At 70.5% G+C, this 19,699-nt stretch carries 10 protein-coding genes; 4 read left to right on the plus strand and 6 right to left on the minus strand.

Annotated elements, in window-relative coordinates:
* Positions 1 to 189: 189 nt before the first annotated feature.
* The 4 genes from GH664_RS19115 to GH664_RS19130 all read left to right on the plus strand — a co-directional run bounded on the left by GH664_RS19115 (position 190) and on the right by GH664_RS19130 (position 12,141).
* Entirely contained in the window at positions 190 to 1,890 is a 1,701-nt protein-coding gene (locus tag GH664_RS19115; RefSeq protein WP_153169671.1) for an ATP-dependent helicase, read from the plus strand.
* Between the two features lie 143 nt (positions 1,891 to 2,033).
* Positions 2,034 to 6,890, plus strand: coding sequence for an NAD-glutamate dehydrogenase (locus tag GH664_RS19120; protein WP_153169659.1), 4,857 nt, complete (start codon positions 2,034 to 2,036; stop codon positions 6,888 to 6,890).
* A 103-nt stretch (positions 6,891 to 6,993) separates the two neighbouring features.
* The gene (locus GH664_RS19125; RefSeq protein WP_228111623.1) at positions 6,994 to 8,415 is read left to right on the plus strand and encodes a toll/interleukin-1 receptor domain-containing protein; all 1,422 of its coding nucleotides are present in this window, start codon (positions 6,994 to 6,996) and stop codon (positions 8,413 to 8,415) included.
* A 3-nt stretch (positions 8,416 to 8,418) separates the two neighbouring features.
* Entirely contained in the window at positions 8,419 to 12,141 is a 3,723-nt protein-coding gene (locus GH664_RS19130; protein ID WP_153169660.1) for a hypothetical protein, read from the plus strand.
* A gap of 4 nt (positions 12,142 to 12,145) precedes the next feature.
* Here the strand turns inward: GH664_RS19130 and GH664_RS19135 are convergent, their stop codons facing one another.
* From GH664_RS19135 to GH664_RS19160, 6 genes are all read right to left on the minus strand, one after another.
* Complete coding sequence (locus GH664_RS19135) at positions 12,146 to 12,601, minus strand: Rrf2 family transcriptional regulator (protein WP_153169661.1); 456 nt, start codon at positions 12,599 to 12,601, stop codon at positions 12,146 to 12,148.
* 89 nt (positions 12,602 to 12,690) lie between these two features.
* Positions 12,691 to 13,890, minus strand: coding sequence for an NO-inducible flavohemoprotein (hmpA, locus tag GH664_RS19140; RefSeq protein ID WP_153169662.1), 1,200 nt, complete (start codon positions 13,888 to 13,890; stop codon positions 12,691 to 12,693).
* Between the two features lie 172 nt (positions 13,891 to 14,062).
* On the minus strand, positions 14,063 to 14,725 hold the full coding sequence (locus GH664_RS19145) for a DUF1614 domain-containing protein (RefSeq protein WP_153169663.1): 663 nt from the start codon (positions 14,723 to 14,725) through the stop codon (positions 14,063 to 14,065).
* 22 nt (positions 14,726 to 14,747) lie between these two features.
* Positions 14,748 to 16,394, minus strand: a complete 1,647-nt coding sequence (locus tag GH664_RS19150; RefSeq protein WP_153169664.1) for a Na+/H+ antiporter — start codon at positions 16,392 to 16,394, stop codon at positions 14,748 to 14,750.
* A 160-nt stretch (positions 16,395 to 16,554) separates the two neighbouring features.
* Positions 16,555 to 17,940, minus strand: coding sequence for a GTPase/DUF3482 domain-containing protein (locus GH664_RS19155; RefSeq protein WP_153169665.1), 1,386 nt, complete (start codon positions 17,938 to 17,940; stop codon positions 16,555 to 16,557).
* Positions 17,937 to 19,448, minus strand: a complete 1,512-nt coding sequence (locus tag GH664_RS19160; RefSeq protein WP_228111624.1) for a DUF2868 domain-containing protein — start codon at positions 19,446 to 19,448, stop codon at positions 17,937 to 17,939. The genes GH664_RS19155 and GH664_RS19160 overlap by 4 nt, the downstream gene beginning before the upstream one ends.
* Between the last annotated feature and the right edge of the window lie 251 nt (positions 19,449 to 19,699).

Here is a 19,699-nt window from a genome sequence, read left to right on the forward strand (position 1 = left end):
GAGCCCGGCGCGGTTCCGGTCGGGGCATGCGAGCATAGCGCATGCGCAGGCTAGACTATGCTGATCGGCATCAATTGAGCGACTTCCTGCACTCGCCCTCGCTGCAGTGCCACTCGCCACACTTGCCCTGCTGCGACGCACGAACGCCTCGTGCCCTCTCCGGAACCCGACCCGACACTTCTTCGCTCCATGGCCCGCATCCACCCCGAAGGCTGGCGCCAACTCCCCGGCAGCGGCTCGCGTGCGCGCGAACTGGCGACGCTGGCGCTGTTAGCCGACACCCTGCCCGACGATTTCGCCGTCTATCACGGTCTGCACTGGACGCGCGCCGCGGGCGATCACACCCTCTTCGGCGAGATCGGTTTCGCGGTGATGGGCCCCGCCGGTCGCGTGGTGCTGATCGAGCAGCAATCAGGCTTCCTCGAAGAGACCGAGGAAGGTCTGCTGCGCCCGCCCTCGCGCCGCGCGCGCCGGGTCAGCGTCGAGCTGGCGCGCAGCACCGAGGCTTTGCGCACCCGCCTGCGCCCCCTGCTGCAAGGCGCGGAGCCGCAGCTCGAGATCCTGTTCTACTGCCCCGATTACCGTGTGCGGCAGCCCGGCACCGCCGGCCTGGATCCGGCGCGCATCGTCGATGCGGGCCGGCGCAGCGAGCTCGTCGCCATCGTCAAGGCCCTCGCCAGCGAACATCCGCAGCCCGGCCCGCAGGGCGCAGCCGACAAGGCGGCAGCATCGGTCGACGTCGAGCGCCGCGCCGACCTCCACCGCTTCTTCGCCGACCTGCTCGAGCTCGTGCCCGACGTGCAGGCGCTGGCCGGGCGCGCCGAGGCGCTCACCACGCGGCTCTCCGGCGGCCTGGCGGAGTGGGCGCGACGCCTGGACTTCAGCCCTTTCAGGCTGCACGTCACCGCCACGGCGGGCAGCGGCAAGACGCAGCTCGCGCTCGCCGCCTACGACGATGCGCTGCGCGCCGGCCGGCGGCCGCTGTACGTGTGCTACAACCGACCACTGGCCGACCATTTCGCCCGCATCGCACCGCCGGGCGGCGAAGTGGCGACCTTCCACCAGTTGTGCGACCGCCGCCTGCGCGCTGCCGGCCGGCCGCCCAATTTCGCCGCGCCGGGCGCCTTCCGCCGCATGGAAGCCGACTTCGCCGCACTCGTGACCGCTGCGCCTGACCCGGCCTGGCGCTTCGACGAGCTGATCGTGGACGAGGGCCAGGACTTCGCCGAAGGCTGGCGCGACGCGCTGCTGGCGCTGCTCGCCGCGAATGGCCGCGCATGGTGGCTGGAAGATCCGCTGCAGAACCTCTATGGCCGCCCGCCGGTGCCGCTGCCCGACTGGGTGCGCATGAGCGCCGACACCAACTACCGTACGCCGGCCGACATCGTCGCGCTCCTCAACCGCCGCCTGCCGCTGCCCGCACCGGTACGCGCCGGCAGCCCGGTTGCCGGCAGCATGCCGGAAGTGTTCGCCTGGCAAGGCGAAGGCGAACAGGGCCTGATGGACGCGACGCGGCGCGCGATCACGCGCGCGATCGGGCTGGGGTTCCGGCGCGACATGATCGCGCTCGTCACCTTCCGCGGCCGCGAGCATTCGCGCTTCACGCCCATCACCCATCTCGGGCCGCACCGCCTGCGCGCCTTCTCCGGCCGCTACGACCTGTTCGGCGAGCCGGAGCACAGCGAAGGCGACCTGCTGATCGACTCGGTGTATCGCTTCAAGGGCCAGTCAGCGCCCTGCGTGATCTTCACCGAGATCGACTTCGACACGCTCGACGAGGCCACGGTGCGCAAGCTCTTCGTCGGTGCCACGCGCGCGACGATGAAGCTCATCCTGGTGGCGTCGCCGCGTGCCGCCGCCGCGCTCGAGCCGGACAAGGGTGAACCCTGAGCCTGCGGGCGGAGGAATCCGGGCTAAGCTCAAAGCATGCCGGCATGCATGCACATCCCGTGCCGCGTCGCCGACCTCGTTGCGCAAACGCCCATCGACACGACCACGAGCGCCCTGCAGGCCGCTTTGAGGAGGAGCCAGGCATGCCGAATCCGGACACCACCCCCATTGCTGACGCGCTGGACCCCGTCACCCGCGTCGCAGAGTCGATCGCGGCGCGCCTTCCCGCCGACGAGGCCGCCGAAGCCGCCGAATTCGCGCGCCAATACTACGCGCTGACCGCACCGGAAGACCTCGCCGAACGCCCGCTGGACGATCTCTACGGCGCAGTGCTGTCGCATTGGCATTTCGCCCGCGGCTTCGCCGGTGGCGCGCCGCGGCTGCGCGTGTACAACCCGCGCCTGGAAGAGCACGGCTGGCAATCGACCCATACCGTGATCGAGATCATCAACGACGACATGCCCTTCCTCGTCGACTCGATCACCAACGAGGTGAACCGCCAGGGCCTGATGGCGCATCTGGTGGTGCATCCGGTGATGAAGATCGTGCGCGACGCCGAACACCGCATCGTGCGCGTCGCGCGTGCGCGCAACGAGGCTGACGGCCGCTTCGAGTCGCTGATCCACGTCGAGGTCGACCGCCGCACCGAACGCGCCCAGCTCGACGCGCTGCAGGATGGCCTGCTGCGCATTCTCGGCGACGTGCGCGCCGCGGTGGAAGACTGGCCGCGCATGAAGCAGCGCATCGCCGACATCCTGAGCGGGCTCGACGCCGCGCCGCCGCCGGTGGCAGCCGCGGAGCTCGCTGAAGGCCGCGCCTTCCTGGAGTGGATCGCCGACGACAACTTCACCTTGCTCGGCTGCCGCGATTACGACCTGGTGCGCGACCCGGCCGCCACCGGCGCCACCGACGGCAGCGCGGACGAGCTGCGCGCGGTGCCCGGCAGCGGCCTGGGCATCCTGCGCGAGCACGGCCAGGCGCTGCCCTCGCTCGCCTTCTCGCAGATGCCGCCGGAGCTGCGCGCCAGCGCCCGCGCGCGCAACCTGCTGACGCTGACCAAGGCCAACGCGCGCGCCACCGTGCATCGCTCCGCCTATCTCGACTACATCGGCGTCAAGCGCTTCGACGCCGCCGGCGAGGTGATCGGCGAGCGCCGCCTGCTCGGCCTCTACACCTCGGCCGCCTACAGCGCCAGCCCGACGCAGATCCCGCTGCTGCGCAGCAAGGTCGCGACGGTAACCGAGCGCGCCGGTTTCCTGCCCAAGAGCCACGCCGCCAAGGCGCTCGCCACCATCCTCGAGCAGTACCCGCGCGACGAGCTGATCCAGACCTCGAGCGACGACCTGTACGACACCGCGATGGGCATCCTGCGCCTGGGCGAGCGCCAGCGCACGCGACTCTTCGTGCGCCGCGACAGCTTTGGCCGCTACTACGCCTGCCTGCTGTTCGTGCCGCGCGAGAACTACAATACCGACGTGCGCCAGCGCATGCAGGCCGTGCTGTCCGAGGCACTGCACGGCGTGTCGGCGGAATTCAACGTGCATCTGTCGGATTCGCCGCTGGCGCGCATCCTGATCGTGATCCGCACGCTGCCCGGCGCGGCGCCCGATTTCGACGTGCACGAGCTCGAGCAGCGCTTGGTGCGGCTGGCGCGGCGCTGGGAGGACGACCTCGCGCACGCGCTCGTCGAGGCGGTCGGCGAGGAGCGCGCCAATGCACTGTTCGCGCAGTACGCCGGCGGTTTTGCCGCCGGCTACCGTGACGAACACGCGCCGCGCATGGCGGTGCATGACATCGCGCAGCTCGAGACGCTGGACGCGCCCGACGCCATCGCGATGAACCTCTACCTGCCACTGGAGGCGCCGCCGGGCCGGCTGCGCTTCAAGCTGATCCGCGCCGGCGAGCTGGCGCCACTGTCGCAGAGCCTGCCGATGCTCGAGCACATGGGCGTGCGCGTGCTCGAGGAGCGCCCCTTCGAGGTGCGCCGCAACGATGGCGAGGAGCTGTGGATCGACGACTTCGGCCTCGCCGTGCCCGAGGGCCTCGAGATCGACATCGAGCACCTGCGCGACCGCTTCCAGGAGACCTTCCTGCGTACCTGGCGCGGCGACAATGACGACGACGATTTCAACCGCCTGGTGCTGCTCGCCGGCCTCGACTGGCGCAGCGTGGCGGTGCTGCGCGCCTATGCGCGCTACATGAAGCAGGCCGCCTTCACCTTCAGCCAGCATTACATCGAGCAGGCGCTGGCCGGCCACGCGGCGATCGCCGCCGACCTGGTGGCGCTGTTCCGGGCACGCTTCGACCCGGCGCTGGGTGCAGACCGTGACGCCCGCCAGCAGCAGATCGCCGGCCGCGTCACCGCCGCGCTCGACGGCGTGAGCAACCTCGACGAGGACCGCATCCTGCGCCACTACCTGGCGCTGATCCAGGCCACGCTGCGCACCAACTTCTTCCAGCGCGGTGCCGACGGCCGGCCCAAGGGCTGGCTGTCGTTCAAGTTCGACCCGTCGAAAGTGCCGCTGCTGCCCGAGCCGAAGCCGATGTTCGAGATCTTCGTGCATTCGCCGCGGGTGGAAGGCGTGCACCTGCGCGGCGGCAAGGTCGCGCGCGGCGGCCTGCGCTGGTCCGACCGCATGGAGGACTACCGAACGGAGGTGCTCGGCCTGGTGAAGGCGCAGCAGGTCAAGAACGCAGTGATCGTGCCGGTGGGGTCCAAGGGCGGCTTCGTGCTCAAGCGACCGCCTGCCGGCGGCGACCGCGACGCGCTGATGCAGGAAGGCATCGCTTGCTACCAGACCTACCTGCGCGGCCTGCTGGACATCACCGACAACCTGGTGGGCGGCCAGGTGGCGGCACCGGCGGACGTGGTTCGCCACGATCCCGACGACCCCTACCTGGTGGTGGCCGCAGACAAGGGCACCGCCAGCTTCTCCGACATCGCCAACCGCACCGCGGCCGAATACGGCTTCTGGCTCGGCGATGCCTTCGCCTCGGGCGGCTCGGCGGGCTACGACCACAAGGGCATGGCGATCACCGCTCGCGGCGCGTGGGAATCGGTGAAGCACCACTTCCGCAGCCTGGGCCGCGACAGCCAGACGCAGGACTTCACCGTAGTCGGCATCGGCGACATGTCCGGCGACGTGTTCGGCAACGGCATGCTGCTGTCGCGCCACATCCGCCTGGTGGCGGCCTTCGACCACCGCCACATCTTCATCGACCCCGAGCCGGACACCGCCGCCAGCTTCGCCGAGCGCGAGCGCATGTTCAAGCTGCCGCGCTCGTCCTGGGCCGACTACAACACCTCGCTGATCTCCGCGGGCGGCGGGGTGTACCCGCGCAGCGCCAAGTCGGTGGCGCTGTCGCCCCAGGCGCGTGCCGCGCTGGACATCGCCGCCGAGCACCTGCCGCCGGCCGAGCTGATCCACGCCATCCTGCAGGCGCCGGTGGACCTGCTCTACAACGGCGGCATCGGCACCTACATCAAGGCCAGCACCGAGAGCCACGCCGAGGTGGGCGACCGCAGCAACGACGCGATCCGCGTGGACGGTGCGCAACTGCGCTGCAAGGTGGTGGCCGAGGGCGGCAACCTCGGCGCGACCCAGCGCGGCCGCATCGAGTTCGCGCTGCGCGGCGGGCTCATCAACACCGACGCGATCGACAACTCAGGCGGCGTGGATTGCTCCGACCACGAGGTCAACATCAAGATCCTGCTCAACCACGTGGTGGCCGAGGGCGAGCTCACCGGCAAGCAGCGCGACCGCCTGCTCGCCGAGATGACCGACGACGTGGCGGAACTGGTGCTGCGCGACAACCGCGGGCAGAACCAGATCCTGGCGCTCGAGCGCGCGCGCGGCGCGGCCCAGCTCGACGAGCAGGCGCGCTACATGCGCCACCTCGTCGCCGCCGGCCGCCTCAACCGGCGGATCGAGTTCCTGCCGTCGGACGACGTCGTCGCCGAACGCGCCCAGGCCCATGCCGGGCTCACCACGCCGGAGCTGGCGGTGCTGCTGGCCTACGGCAAGATGGAGCTGTACGACGCGGTGCTGGCGTCCGACATCCCGGAAGATCCCTACATTGCCACCACGCTGGAGCGCTACTTCCCGAAGGCGCTGCGCGAGCGCTTCCCGCAGCAGATCCGCCAGCATCCGCTGCGCCGCGAGATCATCGCCACCCATGTGGTCAACAGCATGGTCAATCGCGTCGGCCCCAGCTTCTGCTTCCGCCTGCAGGAGGAGACCGGCGCCACCGCCGCCGACATCGTGCGCGCCTACCTCGGCACGCGCGAGATCTTCGGCCTGGTGTCGCTGTGGCACGCCGCCGAGGTACTCGACCATGCGGTGCCGGTCGAGGTGCAGCAGGACATCCTGCAGGCGAGCATGCGCCTGGCGCTGCGCGGCACGGTATGGCTGCTGCAGCGGCGCGCCATCCTGGGCGAGCTCCAGGCAGCCATCGCCCGCTTCGCCCCCGGCGTCGGCGAGGTCGGCAATGGCCTGGCGCGCTGGCTGGCGCCGCACGAACTCGCACCGGTGGACGCCGAAGCCGGGCGCCTGGCTGCGCGCGCCGTGCCGAAGCCGCTCGCGCAGCGTGTCGCACAGCTCGACGCACAGTTCTCCGCGCTCGACATCGTCGAGATCGCCGGCGACACCGCGCGCAGCGTCGAAACCGTCGCCGAAGTGTATTTCGGCCTGGGCGGCCGCCTGGATCTCGGCTGGCTGTCGCACCAGATCGGCGCGATGCCCGCTGCCGGGCATTGGACGGCGCTGGCGCGCGTGGCACTGCGCGACGACCTCACCGCCCTCGCCCACGGCCTGACCCAGTCGGTGCTCGACCTGAATCCGCAGGAGCACGACACCGGCACGCTGCTCGCCGCCTGGGAGGCGCATCGCGACGCCCACCTCGCCCGCTACCGCCAGTTGCTCGCCGAACTGCGCCCCGCGGCCACGCTGGACCTGGCGATGCTGTCGGTGAGCCTGCGCCAGTTGCGGGCGCTGATCTGATCGCCGCCGCCGGCAAGATGCCGGCGGCTGGCGTCACCGCTGAGCTTGCGGTACGGTTTCGACTATTGTCAGCTTGAAAACAACGTCATCCGGGGTCGCAGCGATGATGAGCGAGGCCGCGTGGAGAAGGCTGCTGGACCAGATCCGCGACGGCCGCGTCGTACCGGTCATCGGCCCGGAACTGCTCGTGTACGACACGAGCGGCAAGCAGTCGCTGCAGGCGCGCGTGGCCGAGAGGCTGCTCGCCCTGTACAACCAGACGTTGCCGCCGGAGGGCCTGACCGAGTTCCGCGAGCTGAACGACGCCGTGGTGCGCCTGCGGCAGGCGCGCGACGACAACGGCCTGATCGTGCGCAACCTGCAGGACCTGTATGCCGATGTCCACGGCGTGCTGCGCGAGCTCACCGGCGCGCGGGACAGCGTGCTGCCCACGGCGCTCGACCAGCTTGCCCGCATCGCCGATTTCCGCCTGTTCGTCACGCTGACGCCCGACACCCTGCTCGCCAGCGCGCTCAAGCGCCGCTGCGCGGTGAACGAGATCGTGCATTCGCCCGACCTGTCGAGCAGCGAATCGCGCGACCTGCCCGCCGACTGGCGCGACCGCCCGAACGAGGTGCAGTTGCTCTACCTCTTCGGCAAGGTCAGCTCGACGCCGGTGTATGCCCTCACCGAGGAAGACGTGCTCGAGTACGCCCATAGCATGATCGCCGGGCGCGGTCACGTGCTGCCGCGCTTTTTCGGCGAGCTGCAGGAGCTCAACCTGATGCTGTTGGGCTGCAACTTCCCCGACTGGCTGAGCCGGCTCTTCCTGCGCCTGACTAACAAGGAGCGGCTGTCCTCGGCCAAGGCCAAGCGCGAATGGCTCGTCGAGGAGCTGCAGGACGAGCCGGGGCTGGTGACTTTCCTGCGCAACTACAGCCATGACACCGAGATCCTCGCCGACGTGCCGCCGCTCGAGTTCGTCGCCGAACTGCTGCGCCGCTGGCAGGCAGACAACGACGCGCGACAGCAGGCCGCCCCGGCCGGCAGCGGCGGCGACGGTGACGACGAACGGCCGCAGCCGCCGCCCGGCGCGATCTTCTTCGTCAGCTACTCGCGCGCCACCGACCAGCCGTATGCCGAGGCCCTGGTCGAGGCGCTGCGGCAACTGGGCGTCGCCGAGCGCGAGCTGTGGTTCGACCGCCAGGCGATCGAGCCGGGAGACGACTTCCGCAACAGGATCCTCGATGGCATTGCCGGCTGCCGCTACTTCCTGCCGGTGCTGTCCGAGGCCACCAACGCGCGCGAGGAGGGATTCGTGTTCCGCGAATGGCAGGCGGCCAACGACCGCTTGGCGCAACTGAATCGCGATTTCATCTACCCCATCATCGTCGATGCGGATTACGCCCCCGAGCGCTACACCGCCAGGCCGGTCAGGGCCTGGCAGTCGCTCGATTTCGGCCATGCCCCGGCGGGCGCGCCGGATGCCCGCACCATGGCGAAGCTGACGAAGCTGCTGCGCGATGCGCGCCGGCATGAGGTTTGAGCGATGGCCACGATGACACCCGCAGCCGCAGCACGGCCCGACGCGTCCGCCAGCCCGGCGCCGGAGGCGCGGGCACAGGTCGATGCGCAACATCCGTGGCCGGGGCTGGCGCCCTACGACGAGGCGTCCGGCGCCTGGTTCAAGGGACGCGACGAGGAGGCGGCGGAGCTGTTCCGCCTCATTCGCCTCGCGCCGCTTACCGTGCTGTATGGCGCCTCGGGTCTGGGCAAGAGCTCGCTGCTGCAGGCCGGCCTGTTCCCGCGCCTGCGCGCGGAGCACTTCCTTCCGGTGTATCTGCGCCTCGATTTTTCCGAACGCGCCGATGCGCCTCCGCTCGAGCAGGCCGCTCGCCGTCTCGAGAAGGCGATTGCCGAGTCCACCGCCGACGGGCCGCAGCGCGAGCCCGGCGAGGATCTGTGGCGCTTCATGCACCAGCGCGATTTCGAACTGTGGACGGCGGACAACTTCCCGCTGGTGCCGGTCCTGGTGTTCGACCAGTTCGAGGAGCTGTTCTCGCGTGGCGGTGCCCAGCCCGAACGCATCGGCCCCGTCATCGACGCCCTCGGCGACCTGATCGACAACCGTATACCCACCCCGCTGGCAAGCGAGGAGAGCCGCGCGGAGCGCGAGCGGCTCGATCTGCGCGCGCAGCGCTACAAGGTCCTGCTGTCGTTCCGCGAGGATTTCCTGCCGCACATCGAATCGTGGAAGGACAAGATCCCGTCGCTGCTCAACAACCGCCTGCGCCTGCTGCCGATGACCCGTCCGCAGGCGATCCATGCCATCGACGAGGCGGGCGCCCAGGTGATGGAAGACGGCGTGGCGGCACGCATCGTCGACCTCATCACCCGCCGCGACGGCAATGCGGCGCGCAGCGAAACGCCGGTGGAGCCGGTGCTGCTCAGCCTGTGTTGTACCCGGCTCAACGCGCGCCGCGCCGACGGCAGCAGGATGGACGCCGCCCTCGTCGACAGCGCCGGCGAGGAGATCCTGGAGGACTTCTACCGCGAGGCCATCGACGGCATGCCGCAGCGCGTGCCGGAGTTCATCGAAACCCACCTGATCCAGGGCGACCGCTACCGCGGCAGCTATCCGCTCGTGGAAGCGCTCGAGCAGCGCTTGCTGAGCGCGGAGGAGCTGTCGCGGCTGACCGATCACTTCCGCCTGCTGCGCATCGACCAGGAGTCCGACACCGCGCGCATCGAGCTGATCCACGACCGCCTGGTGGAGATCGTGCGCGTCGCGCGCGACACGCGGCTGCGCGACGCCATGGAGCGGAAGGCGCTCGCCGAGCGTGCGCGTCGCAAGCGGGTGGAGCGCGACCGCGAGCGCATCGCCCGCATGCGCAACGGCCTGCTGGCGCTGTCCGTCGTCCTGTTCGCCTCGGTCGCGATCGCGGTGTGGACGGCGCAGCGCGCCATCCGCGCCGAGAAGCAGGCGACCGACGCCAGGCTCGCCACCCTGGACGCGCGCCTGGTGGGCGAGGCGCAGGCGATCCTGCACGGCGGGCTGGTGGAGAAGCCGCGCCGCGCGCTGCTGCAGTTGATCGCCGCGCAGCGCATGGGCCGCCACAACGTCGGCATCGAGTCGGCGCTGCTCAACGAGTTGTTCGAGCGTCCGCAGATGCGCAAGCTGATCGCCACCGACGGCACGGCGAGCGCGATGAGCTTCTCCGCGAACGGCAACCAGATCATCGTCGCAGGGGTGGACAAGGGAACGCTGCGCACGCTGGACGTAAACACCGGGCGCACCGTCGGTGACGTGCTGCGGATCGGCGGCGGTGGCTGGGTGTGGGCGATCGCCGTGAGCCGCGACGGCCTGCGGCTGGCCACCGGCGACGACGACGGCAATCTGCAACTGTGGGACGCGCGCGACGGCCGGCCGATCGCGCTGCGCGCGCAGGCGCCGAAGCGACATGCGGGCGCGGTACGGGCGCTTGCCTTCAGCCCGGATGGCCGGCTGCTGGTATCGGCAAGTGCCGACAAGAGCTTGCGCCTGTGGGATGGCATGAGCGGCGAGCCGCTCGGCGCGCTGCTCGGCGAACACAACGGACCCGTGGCCAGCGTGACCTTCAGCCCGGACGGCAAGCTCATCGCATCGGCCGGGGAAGACCGCACGGTGCGGCTGTGGAATCCCGTCACGCGCTGGCAGGTCGGTGCGGAACTGGTCGGGCACGGCGCGGCGGTCAGGAGCGTGGCCTTCAGCCCGGATGGAAGGCTGCTGGCGTCCGCCGGCGAGGACAGGACCGTGCGCTTGTGGAACCCCCGCAGCGGCCGGGCGAGCGGCGAGCCCCTGCGCGGTCACACCGGCGGGATCGGTGCGCTGGCCTTCACCGCCGACGGGCGCGGCATCATCACCGGCAGTTGGGACGGCACGGTGCGCCGCTGGGATCTGGCCACGCGCAAAGCCGCGGGCGAGGTGCTGAAGACCGGATCGCGCGGCGTCACGGCGATCGCGTTGAGCCCGGCGGGGAACATCGCCTCGGCGATCGACGGCGGCGATGTCGCGCTGTGGAAACCCGGCACTCAGGCCAGCGTGGTCCTCGGCCGCCACACCGCGTCGGTCATGGGCGCGGCCTTCAGCCCCGACAGCCGGCGCATCGCATCAGCCGGCCTGGACCACAGCTTGCGGCTGTGGGAGCTCGCCGGGGACGGTACGCCGGTGTCGTTCGTCGAGCTGGATGCGGAAGACTTCGTCTGGAGCGTCGCCTTCAGCCCGGACGGGCAGCGCGTCGCCAGCGGCGGCAACGACAACATCGTGCGCCTGTGGGATGCACGCAGCCCGGGCCTGATCCGCAACTTCCCGAAATTGCACACCAGCATGGTGTGGAGCGTGGCATTCAGCCCCGACGGCAAGCTGCTGGCTTCCGCCAGCGAGGATGGGACCGTGCGCCTGTGGGATGCGCAGTCGGGCGCGCATGTCGGCCCGCCACTGCGCGGACATGCCGGCGGCGTCAATGGCGTGGCCTTCAGCCCCGACGGCAAGCGCATCGCCACGGTGGGCGACGACCGCAGCCTGCGCGTGTGGGACGCGGAAACCCACAAACCGCTTGTGCTGCCACCGATGCTGCATGACGCCCCGGCGGTCAGCGTGGTGTTCACCGACGACGGCATGCACATCGTGACCGGCGACGACAGCGGCACCCTGCGCAGGTGGGACGCGAACAGCGGCAGGATGACCGGAAATGCGCTGAAGGAGCAGGACGGCCGGATCACCGGCCTGGCGTTCTCGGCCGTGGGTGGGAGGCGGATCGTCTCGGCCAGCGCCGACGGATCGCTGCGGCTGTGGGATCTGGACAACTGGCTGCCGATCGGCAACGCGCTGAAGGGGCACACGATGGCCGAGGCCCCGCCGCGTCAATCCAGCCTTGCGCACCGGGCCCGCGCTTCCCGCGCCGCGGCTGCCGCGCCGATGGACACCGCCCCGGCGCGCGTCAACGCGGTGGCCTTCAGCGCAGACGGCCGGCGCATCGTCTCGGCGAGCTCCAACACGGAACTGCGCCTGTGGCCGGGGCCCGCCGCGTGGGTCGACGAGGCCTGTGCCAAGCTCACCCGCAACATGAGCGAAGGCCAGTGGCGCGAATGGGTGACGCAGGACCTGCCCTACCAAGCGCAGTGCCCCGGCCTGCCAATTCCACCGGATGCGCCGGATGCGCCGGCGCAGGCATCGACATCGGCGGCACCCCGCCTGGCGCCGGGCGAAGCGGCGCAGTCGCTGGTCCGCTGAGCGCTCATGCCGCCGTCGGCGCAGGCCGGCGGCCGCGATGCAGTTCGATGATCGACGCCTTGGTCTGCTGCCTGACGACGTCGGCCAGCGTATAGGTGTCCAAGCGCTCATAGAACGCCTGATGCGCGTCGCTCAGCGCGACACGCACGTTGCAGCCGTGCAGCAGCACGCAGGGCTGCGAGGTGCAGTCGATCACTGGCTCGCCGCCTTCGAGTTCTCGCACCACTTCGCCGAGGCGATACTGATCTGCCGGTTTGGCGAGCGTCAGCCCGCCACCCTTGCCGCGGGTGGCGACGATCCAGCCCAGTTGGCCGAGGCGATGGACGACCTTCGCCAGATGATGGCGCGACACGTCGAAACGCGTGGCGATCTCGTCGATGGTGGCCGGCCCGCCCGTGGGCGGGACGGTGAGGTACATCAGCACACGCAGGCTGAGGTCGGTGAAGCGGGTGATCTGCATGGCGGGGCGTCTTGACTGGTCTCTACGGCAGAACTCGGCAGCCGCGCGTGCAGCGCGGGGACGCCGTGCGGCTGGCGCCCCCGATTAGATCACACCGCCACGCCGCCGGTGCTGAACACTTCGGCGTGGATGCGCTCCGAGCCGACACCGAGCTCGTGCAGCGTGCGGATGTGGGCGTCCATGAACTCGGACGGGCCACACAGGTAGTAGTCGGCCTGCGGCTTGAGCACGGCTTCGCCCAGCTCGCGCAGGTTCAGCATGCCGACCTTCGCCGGCGCCGCTGCCGGACCTTCATCGAAGAACACGTGCACGCCCACCTGGCGGTTTTCCGCGGCGACCTTCGCCACATGCGCACCGAAGGCATACACATCGGCGTTGCGGCTGGCGTGGATGAACTGCACGTCCCGGTCCTTCGCCGTCTTCACCAGCCGGTTGAGCATCGCCACCATCGGCGTGATGCCGACGCCGCCACTGATCAGCACCACCGGCGTGTCGCGGTCCTCGTGCAGGAAGAAGTCGCCGAACGGCGGCGCCACGTCGATGATGTCGCCCTTGTCGAACTTGCCGTGCAGCAGGTTGGACACGCGGCCGGCAGGCGTGTCGTCATTGCCCGGCTCGCGCTTGACCGAGATGCGCAGGCAGGACGCACCCGGCGCCTCGGACAAGGTGTATTGCCGGGGCTGCATCACTTCCCATTCCGGCACGTACACCCGCACCGAAATGTACTGGCCGGCGCGGTAGTCGGGCAGCGTGCCGCCGTCGGCCGGGGCGAGGTGGAAGGAGGTGATCTGCTCGCTTTCCTTCACCTTGTCGACGATGCGGAACGCGCGCCAGCCGCTCCAGCCGCCGTCGCGGTTGGCGATCTCGGCATACAGCTTGTTCTCGGCGTCGATGAAGAGGTCGGCCAGCGCGCCGTAGGCCACTGCCCAGGCGTCGATCAGCTCGTCGCTGGCGGCGTCGCCCAGCACTTCCTTGATCGAGGCCAGCAGGTGCTTGCCGACGATCGGGTAGTGCTCGGCACGGATGCCGATGCTGGCGTGCTTGTTGGTGATCAGCGTGATCACCGGCGCCAGCACGGATGGATCGTCGATGTTTTCCGCATAGGCAAGGACCGACATCGCCAGCGCGGTGGCCTGCTTGCCCGACTCGTGGTGGGTGCGGTTGAAGAGGTGCTTGAGCTCGGGGTTGTGGCGGAACATGCGTTGATAGAAGTAAGTGGTCAGCGCCACGCCGTGCTCTTTCAAGACCGGAACCGTCGCCTTCACGAGGCTGCGTACTTTTTCGTCCATGCGTACTCCAGGAGTGACTCAGGGTGGGAGGGAGAGGAAAAACGAGAATCGCGACAACCCTATCGACGGTTGCCGCAGCTTTAACATGCATCAAAAGTACTTCTTTTAGCCCTCAGTGGTCAATCAGGAAAAACGCCAATGCCGACTGCTCGGTCGGGCGCCCCCTCGCCGGTCAGGCCAGGAGCACCGCCAGCAGGCCGGTCAGCACGATGCCGTCGAAAGTGCCAGCGCCGCCGATCGACGCCACCGGCGCACCCAGCTTGCCCACCTGGTTCAGCCGCAGCAGGTCGGCGCCGATCAGCACGCCCAGCGTGCCACCGATGTAGGCCAGCGCCGCGGCGTGTTCGAAGTCGAGGACCATCGCCGCTGCAGCGGCAGTGGCCGGAGCCACCAGGAAGGGCATGGCGATGCCCACCCCGCGCTGCGGAAAGCTGGTGAGCCAGGACACCGCCGCCACCACGCCGATGGCGACGATCACGCTGGCGGGATCGAGCGCGGTGTGCGCCAGCAGATAGATGCAGAACGCCACCGGCACCACACAGCCGCCGACATTGACTGCCACGATGGTGCGCCCGGTGAAGGCCTGCCGCGGCAGGCCGAAGAGTTCGCGCAACTGCCGTGGCATCTCCTCTTCCGGCGGCGCCTCGGCGCGCACGCTGAACAGCGGCAGGTTGAGGAGGCTGCCGAACAGGGACGTGCTCAGCAGCAGGTAGGCGGAGCGCGGCTCCAGGCCCAGCTTGTGGAACGCCACCTGCAGCAGCCCGAGCTGCACCGACGTCACCAGGAAGGCGAACAGGGCGATGAGCAGGATCAGGCGCAGCGGAGAGTTGGGCATGCTGGCGGCCTGATCGTCGGGCTCAGTGGTGGCGTGCTTCGATGAGGTCGATCTGCCGCACCAGCTTGCGCGAGATCTCGTCGGAGATCTCGTGCTCGCGTGCGAGGCGGAAGATCGCCTCGCGCTCGGCATCCAGGGCCGCCAGGCGCAGCGCGGTTTCGGCACGCTCCGCGGCACGCAGGCGCTCGGCGCCGACCTTGCCCGCGCCCGGCTCGTCGCCGAGCCGCAGCCGATAAGCCGCCATCACCCGCACCGCCGCATTGGCGTAGAGGTCGGCGTCAGCCGCCCCAGCGGCCGAACAGTGATGCATGACGCGCTCGATCGCGGCGATCGCCGCGGCCGCCGCCTCGCGCCGCGCGAGCTCCTCCTCGCGCAGCGAAGCCGGCTCGTCCGGCAGTGCCAGCCCCGGCAGCAGACGCGGCAGGAACACCGTGGCGAGCACGAGCGAGATCAGGATCACCGACGCCGCCAGGAAGATGACCACGTCGCGCGCCGGAAACTCGCTGCCGTCCGGCAGCAGCAACGGCAGCGTGAGCACGCCGGCAAGCGTGATCGCGCCGCGCACGCCGGCAAGCGACACCACCGCGACGATGCGCCCGGCCTGGCCCTTCAGCCGCTCGCCGCCCTGCCCCGCGCGCAGCAGGCTCAGCCGCAGCGACACCCACACCCAGGCAAAGCGCAATGCCAGCAGGATCAGGCTGATCGCCAGCGCATACAGCAGCAGCCACCATCGCGACACGTGGCCGGTGTCCTCGACCGAAGCCGCCGCCCGCAGCATGACGCCCGGCAACTGCTCGCCGAGCAGCACGAACATGATGCCATTGAGCGCGAACTGCACCGTGTCCCACACCGCCGCGCGCTGCAGGCGCGTCGTCGCCAGCGCGCGCCCGGTCAACTCCACGTAGCTCATGGTGATGCCGGCTGCCACCGCGGCCAGGATGCCGGAAGCGCCCACATGCTCGGCCAGCAGGTAGGCGCCGAAAGGCATCAGCAGGTTGATCAGGATGGACGAGCCGCTCTCCTCGCCCAGGTGACGCGACAGCAGGCGCTGCGCCAGGCTCACGCCGGCAGTGACGGCCACGCCGGCCGCGACGCCGCCCAGCGCCAGCCAGACGAAGGTCAGCGACGCCTGCGGCAGCGAGAAGGCACCGGTCGCGGCCGCCGCAACCGCGAAGCGGAAGCACACCAGGCCGGAGGCGTCGTTGAGCAGGGATTCGCCTTCCAGGATGTGCATCAGCCGCCGTGGAATCGGCACCCGCGCCGCGATCGACGACACCGCCACCGGATCGGTCGGCGACACGATCGCCGCAAGCGCGAAGGCCACCGCCAGCGGCATCGCCGGGATCAGCCAGTGGATCAGGAAGCCGGCACCGACCACCGTGAACACCACCAGGCCCAGGGCCAGTTCGAGGATGGCGCCCTTGTCGTGGAACAGCCCGATCTTGGGGATGCGCCAGCCGTCCAGGAACAGCAGCGGCGGCAGGAACAGCAGGAAGAAGATTTCCGGATCGAGCCGCACACCATGCCCGAACACGCCGGAGATGAGCGCGCCGAACGCGATCTGCACCAGCGGCAGGGGCAAGGCGACGGAAGCGGGGATGGTGCGCGCCACATAGCCGCTGACAACCACCGCCAGCAGCATTGCCAGCACGATCTCGATCGAGTGCATCCCGCACGCCCCTGTTCCGTCAAGGGCGGAATTCTATGCCCCGGCGCAGGGCCGCGGGCGGGATCGTTGCTGAGCGCACAAGATGCGATGTGTCCGTCGCATCCGCCCCGGCACGGCGCGCCCGGGCGAGGAATTCATGCGCAGCCGCGATGGCGCCCGTTCACGCGAGTTCGACCGCGAGCTCGGCGATCGCTTCCTCGCGCCGCTGGTCGCCTTCGCCCTGCGCCCATTCCGGATGCGCACGCGCCTTCTCCAGCGCATAGGGCAGCGGGCCCTTGCGCCAGCGCAGGGCTTCGGGGTCGCCCTCTGCAGCACGGGCGGCCTGCGCTTCGCTCAGCTCGATGGGGGCGACGGCGGCGTGGCCGCGACCTTCCAGCGCGGCCAGCAGCAGGCGCTGGCGCAGCGCCACCAGGCGCAGGATGGCGTCGTCCACCGTCAGCTCGCGATGGCCGCGCAGCTTCGCGGCGATGCGCTCGCCGTAGTGGCCGAAGGTCTGCCACAGGCCGCCGGCGATCGCTCCCAGCGCCGCCGCCGCGCCCAAGGTCAGGCCGCCCGTCATCAGGTCGATGCCGACGCCGGCCGCGGCGCCCGCCGCCATGCCGGTGCCCAGATGCACGCCCATCTGGCGCAGCGTCTCGGGGTTGAAGAGGTCGTCCTCCCAGCGTCCGTCGGTCAGCGGCAGCGCGTCGGCGCGCGCGTCGTCCGGACGAAAGCGGTAGAGGCGCAGCAGGGCATCGACGCAGGCCTGCTCGCGCGCGCGCACCACATCGCGCAGGCGCGCGACGGCGGATTGCAACGCGGCGTCGGACTCGTCCTCGAGCCGGTCGCGCATGGCCGCCAGCTCGATCAGCAGCCCGGCCACCTCGCGCCGCGCCGCCTCGCGCCGCTCATCGGCCTCGCGCTCGCGCGCGGCGACGAGGCGGTCGAGCGCCGGGCGGTGGGCATGCATCAGCGTGGCGAGCGTCTCGAACAGCCGCCGCTCGCCGTCCAGCGCCGGCGCCACGGTGTCGAAATTGACCACCGCGTGCAGGCCGAGGCGGGCGAGCGCGGCGCGCCAGTCGTCGCTGCGCGCATCGGGCGAGGCGACGAAGTTCAGCACCGGCAGCAGCGGCCGCGCGCAGGCGGCGAGCAGTTCCAGCTCGTCCCGGTGCTTGGGCAGCACCGGGTCGCGCGCATCGACCACGTACAGGCCGGCATCGCTGGCGAGCAACTGGCGCAACACCTTCGCCTCCTGCTCGAAGCGGCCGTTCGCCTCGGGGGTGGCGAGAAAGCGCGCGATGCGCTCCGGCCCGTCGATGCGCGCGGCCGGCGGCGCCAGCTCGTCGATGCGCTCGAGCAGCGCGATCGCGTCCTCCATGCCGGGCGTGTCGTACAGCTCCACCGCCGGACGCCCGTCGGCCATCAGGCGCAGGCCTTCGACATGGCGCGTGGTGCCCGCCTGGTTCGACACCTCGCCGAAGCCGGCGTCGCGCGCCAGCGTGCGCAGCAGCGAAGTCTTGCCGGTGTTGGTGTGGCCGACCACCGCCACGCGCAGGATGTCGTTCATCGGAGGCCCCCCAGCCAGTCGCGGGCGTCAGCGCTCGAGGTGATCACCGCATCATCGCCGAAGCCCAGGTTCGCCAGGCCTTCGCGCCACAGCCGAAGGCGCTCGCCTGCAGCGCCTGCCTCGGCACCCGGTGCCGCCAGCGCCCAAACGCAGGTGTCCACCGCATGGTCGGCCAGTTGGGCGATCAGGCCCAGGCTGCCGCGATCGGGCGTCTGCCGCGGATCGACCGCAACCAGCAGGCGGCGCGGCGGATGCGCGGCAAGGTGCGCCAGCGCCGCGCGCCGCTGCTCGCGGCTGTCGAGCCGCGCGGTGGCAATCGCACCTTCGCTCGCGGCACCCGGCCGGGGCGCGGACGAAGCCGCCTGGCCCGCGGGCTCGGTGGCGCCGAACTCCGCCGAAACAGCGTCGGCAAAGCTCGGCGGCCAGCGCAGATCATCGCCCAGCTCCAGCGCCAGCAGGGCTCGCCCCTCCCCGGCATCGGGGTGCACGCCGCGGCGCCCCGGGCGCGGCATCGTTTCCGGGGCGGCATCGCGCACGCCGATGCGTTCGCTGTCGGGCAGCAGCCGCGCGCGCAGGCGGGCATAGCCCGGCCGCGTCAGATCGAGCGTGATGCGGCCCGTCGCATGCCGCCACAGCAGGACGCAGCCGAGCGTCAGCAGCAGCCGCGGCAGCACGCCATAGGCCAGCACGCAACCCAGCAGCCAGCCCGCCCAGGCATGCCGGCCGCCTTCTTCCATCATCACCGCATTGCCGCTGGCAGCGACGAGCGCCGCATCGGGCACCGGGAAGCCGATCTGTGCCGGCAGCATGCCGAGAGCCGACGTCAGCGAAGTGAAGGCGGCCGCCGGCAGGATGGTCGTCTCCCACACGAAGCCGTAGCGCCGCGTGGCGAACAGCAGCAGCAGGCCGGCCGCCGCACCGGCAAGCGCGAGCGCCCACAGCCCGTGGCTCACCGCGCCGATCCCCCACGCCGCCGCGCGCCCGCGCCCGAGCAAGCCGGCCAGTGCGAGCGGCAGCTCGGCTGCCTGAGGGCTGCGGTCGAGCATGGAAACGAGGCGCAGCCACAGCCTTCCGGGCACGCCCCCCGAATGCAGCCCCCCGCCCGACGCCTGGCCGGCGAGCAGCATCGCGCCCAGCCACAAGACGAGGCTGGCCAGATGCACGCCGAGCAGCCCGCCCAAGGCCCAGACCACGTTCACCGCGCGGCTGCCGTCGCCGAGCACCCCTGCGGCGGCACCGCATCCGAGTATCGCCACCAGCACCGCGAGGAGCCCCAGCACCAGGCGCGCGCGGCCATGCCAGCGCAGCAGCGCGTCGCACCAGCCCTCGCGCTCGCCCAGCACTTCGGCGCGGCGCAGGATGCGCGCCTCCAGTTCGGGCGGCAATCCACGCGCCGCCGCCACCGCGGCGGCATCTTCCAGCGCGCCATGGCGCTCCTCGTGCCGCCGCACGGTCTCGGCTAGCCAGCGGGATTCGAACGGGGTTAGCGATGCGGATCGGGTCAACACGGCACACTCGGACGGCAAGGACGAAAGGATAGCAACCTGGCGATCGAATACCGACTCGATCGCGGATCCGACACTCCGCAGGAGCGGGCTCGACCGCGACCTGTGCGGTGCCGGTCATCTGCAGTCGCGGTCAAGCCCGCTTATATGGACGCCTCCCGGTTTGGCAAGTGAAGTTTGCATTTGACGCTTGAGGATCTGGCTGCAGTCTTATATCCGGCCTGTTGTGCAGACCCGATGTCTGCTGGCCCTGA

Origin of the sequence: Thauera sp. 2A1 (assembly GCF_009469595.2) — a bacterium.
Lineage (GTDB): Bacteria > Pseudomonadota > Gammaproteobacteria > Burkholderiales > Rhodocyclaceae > Thauera.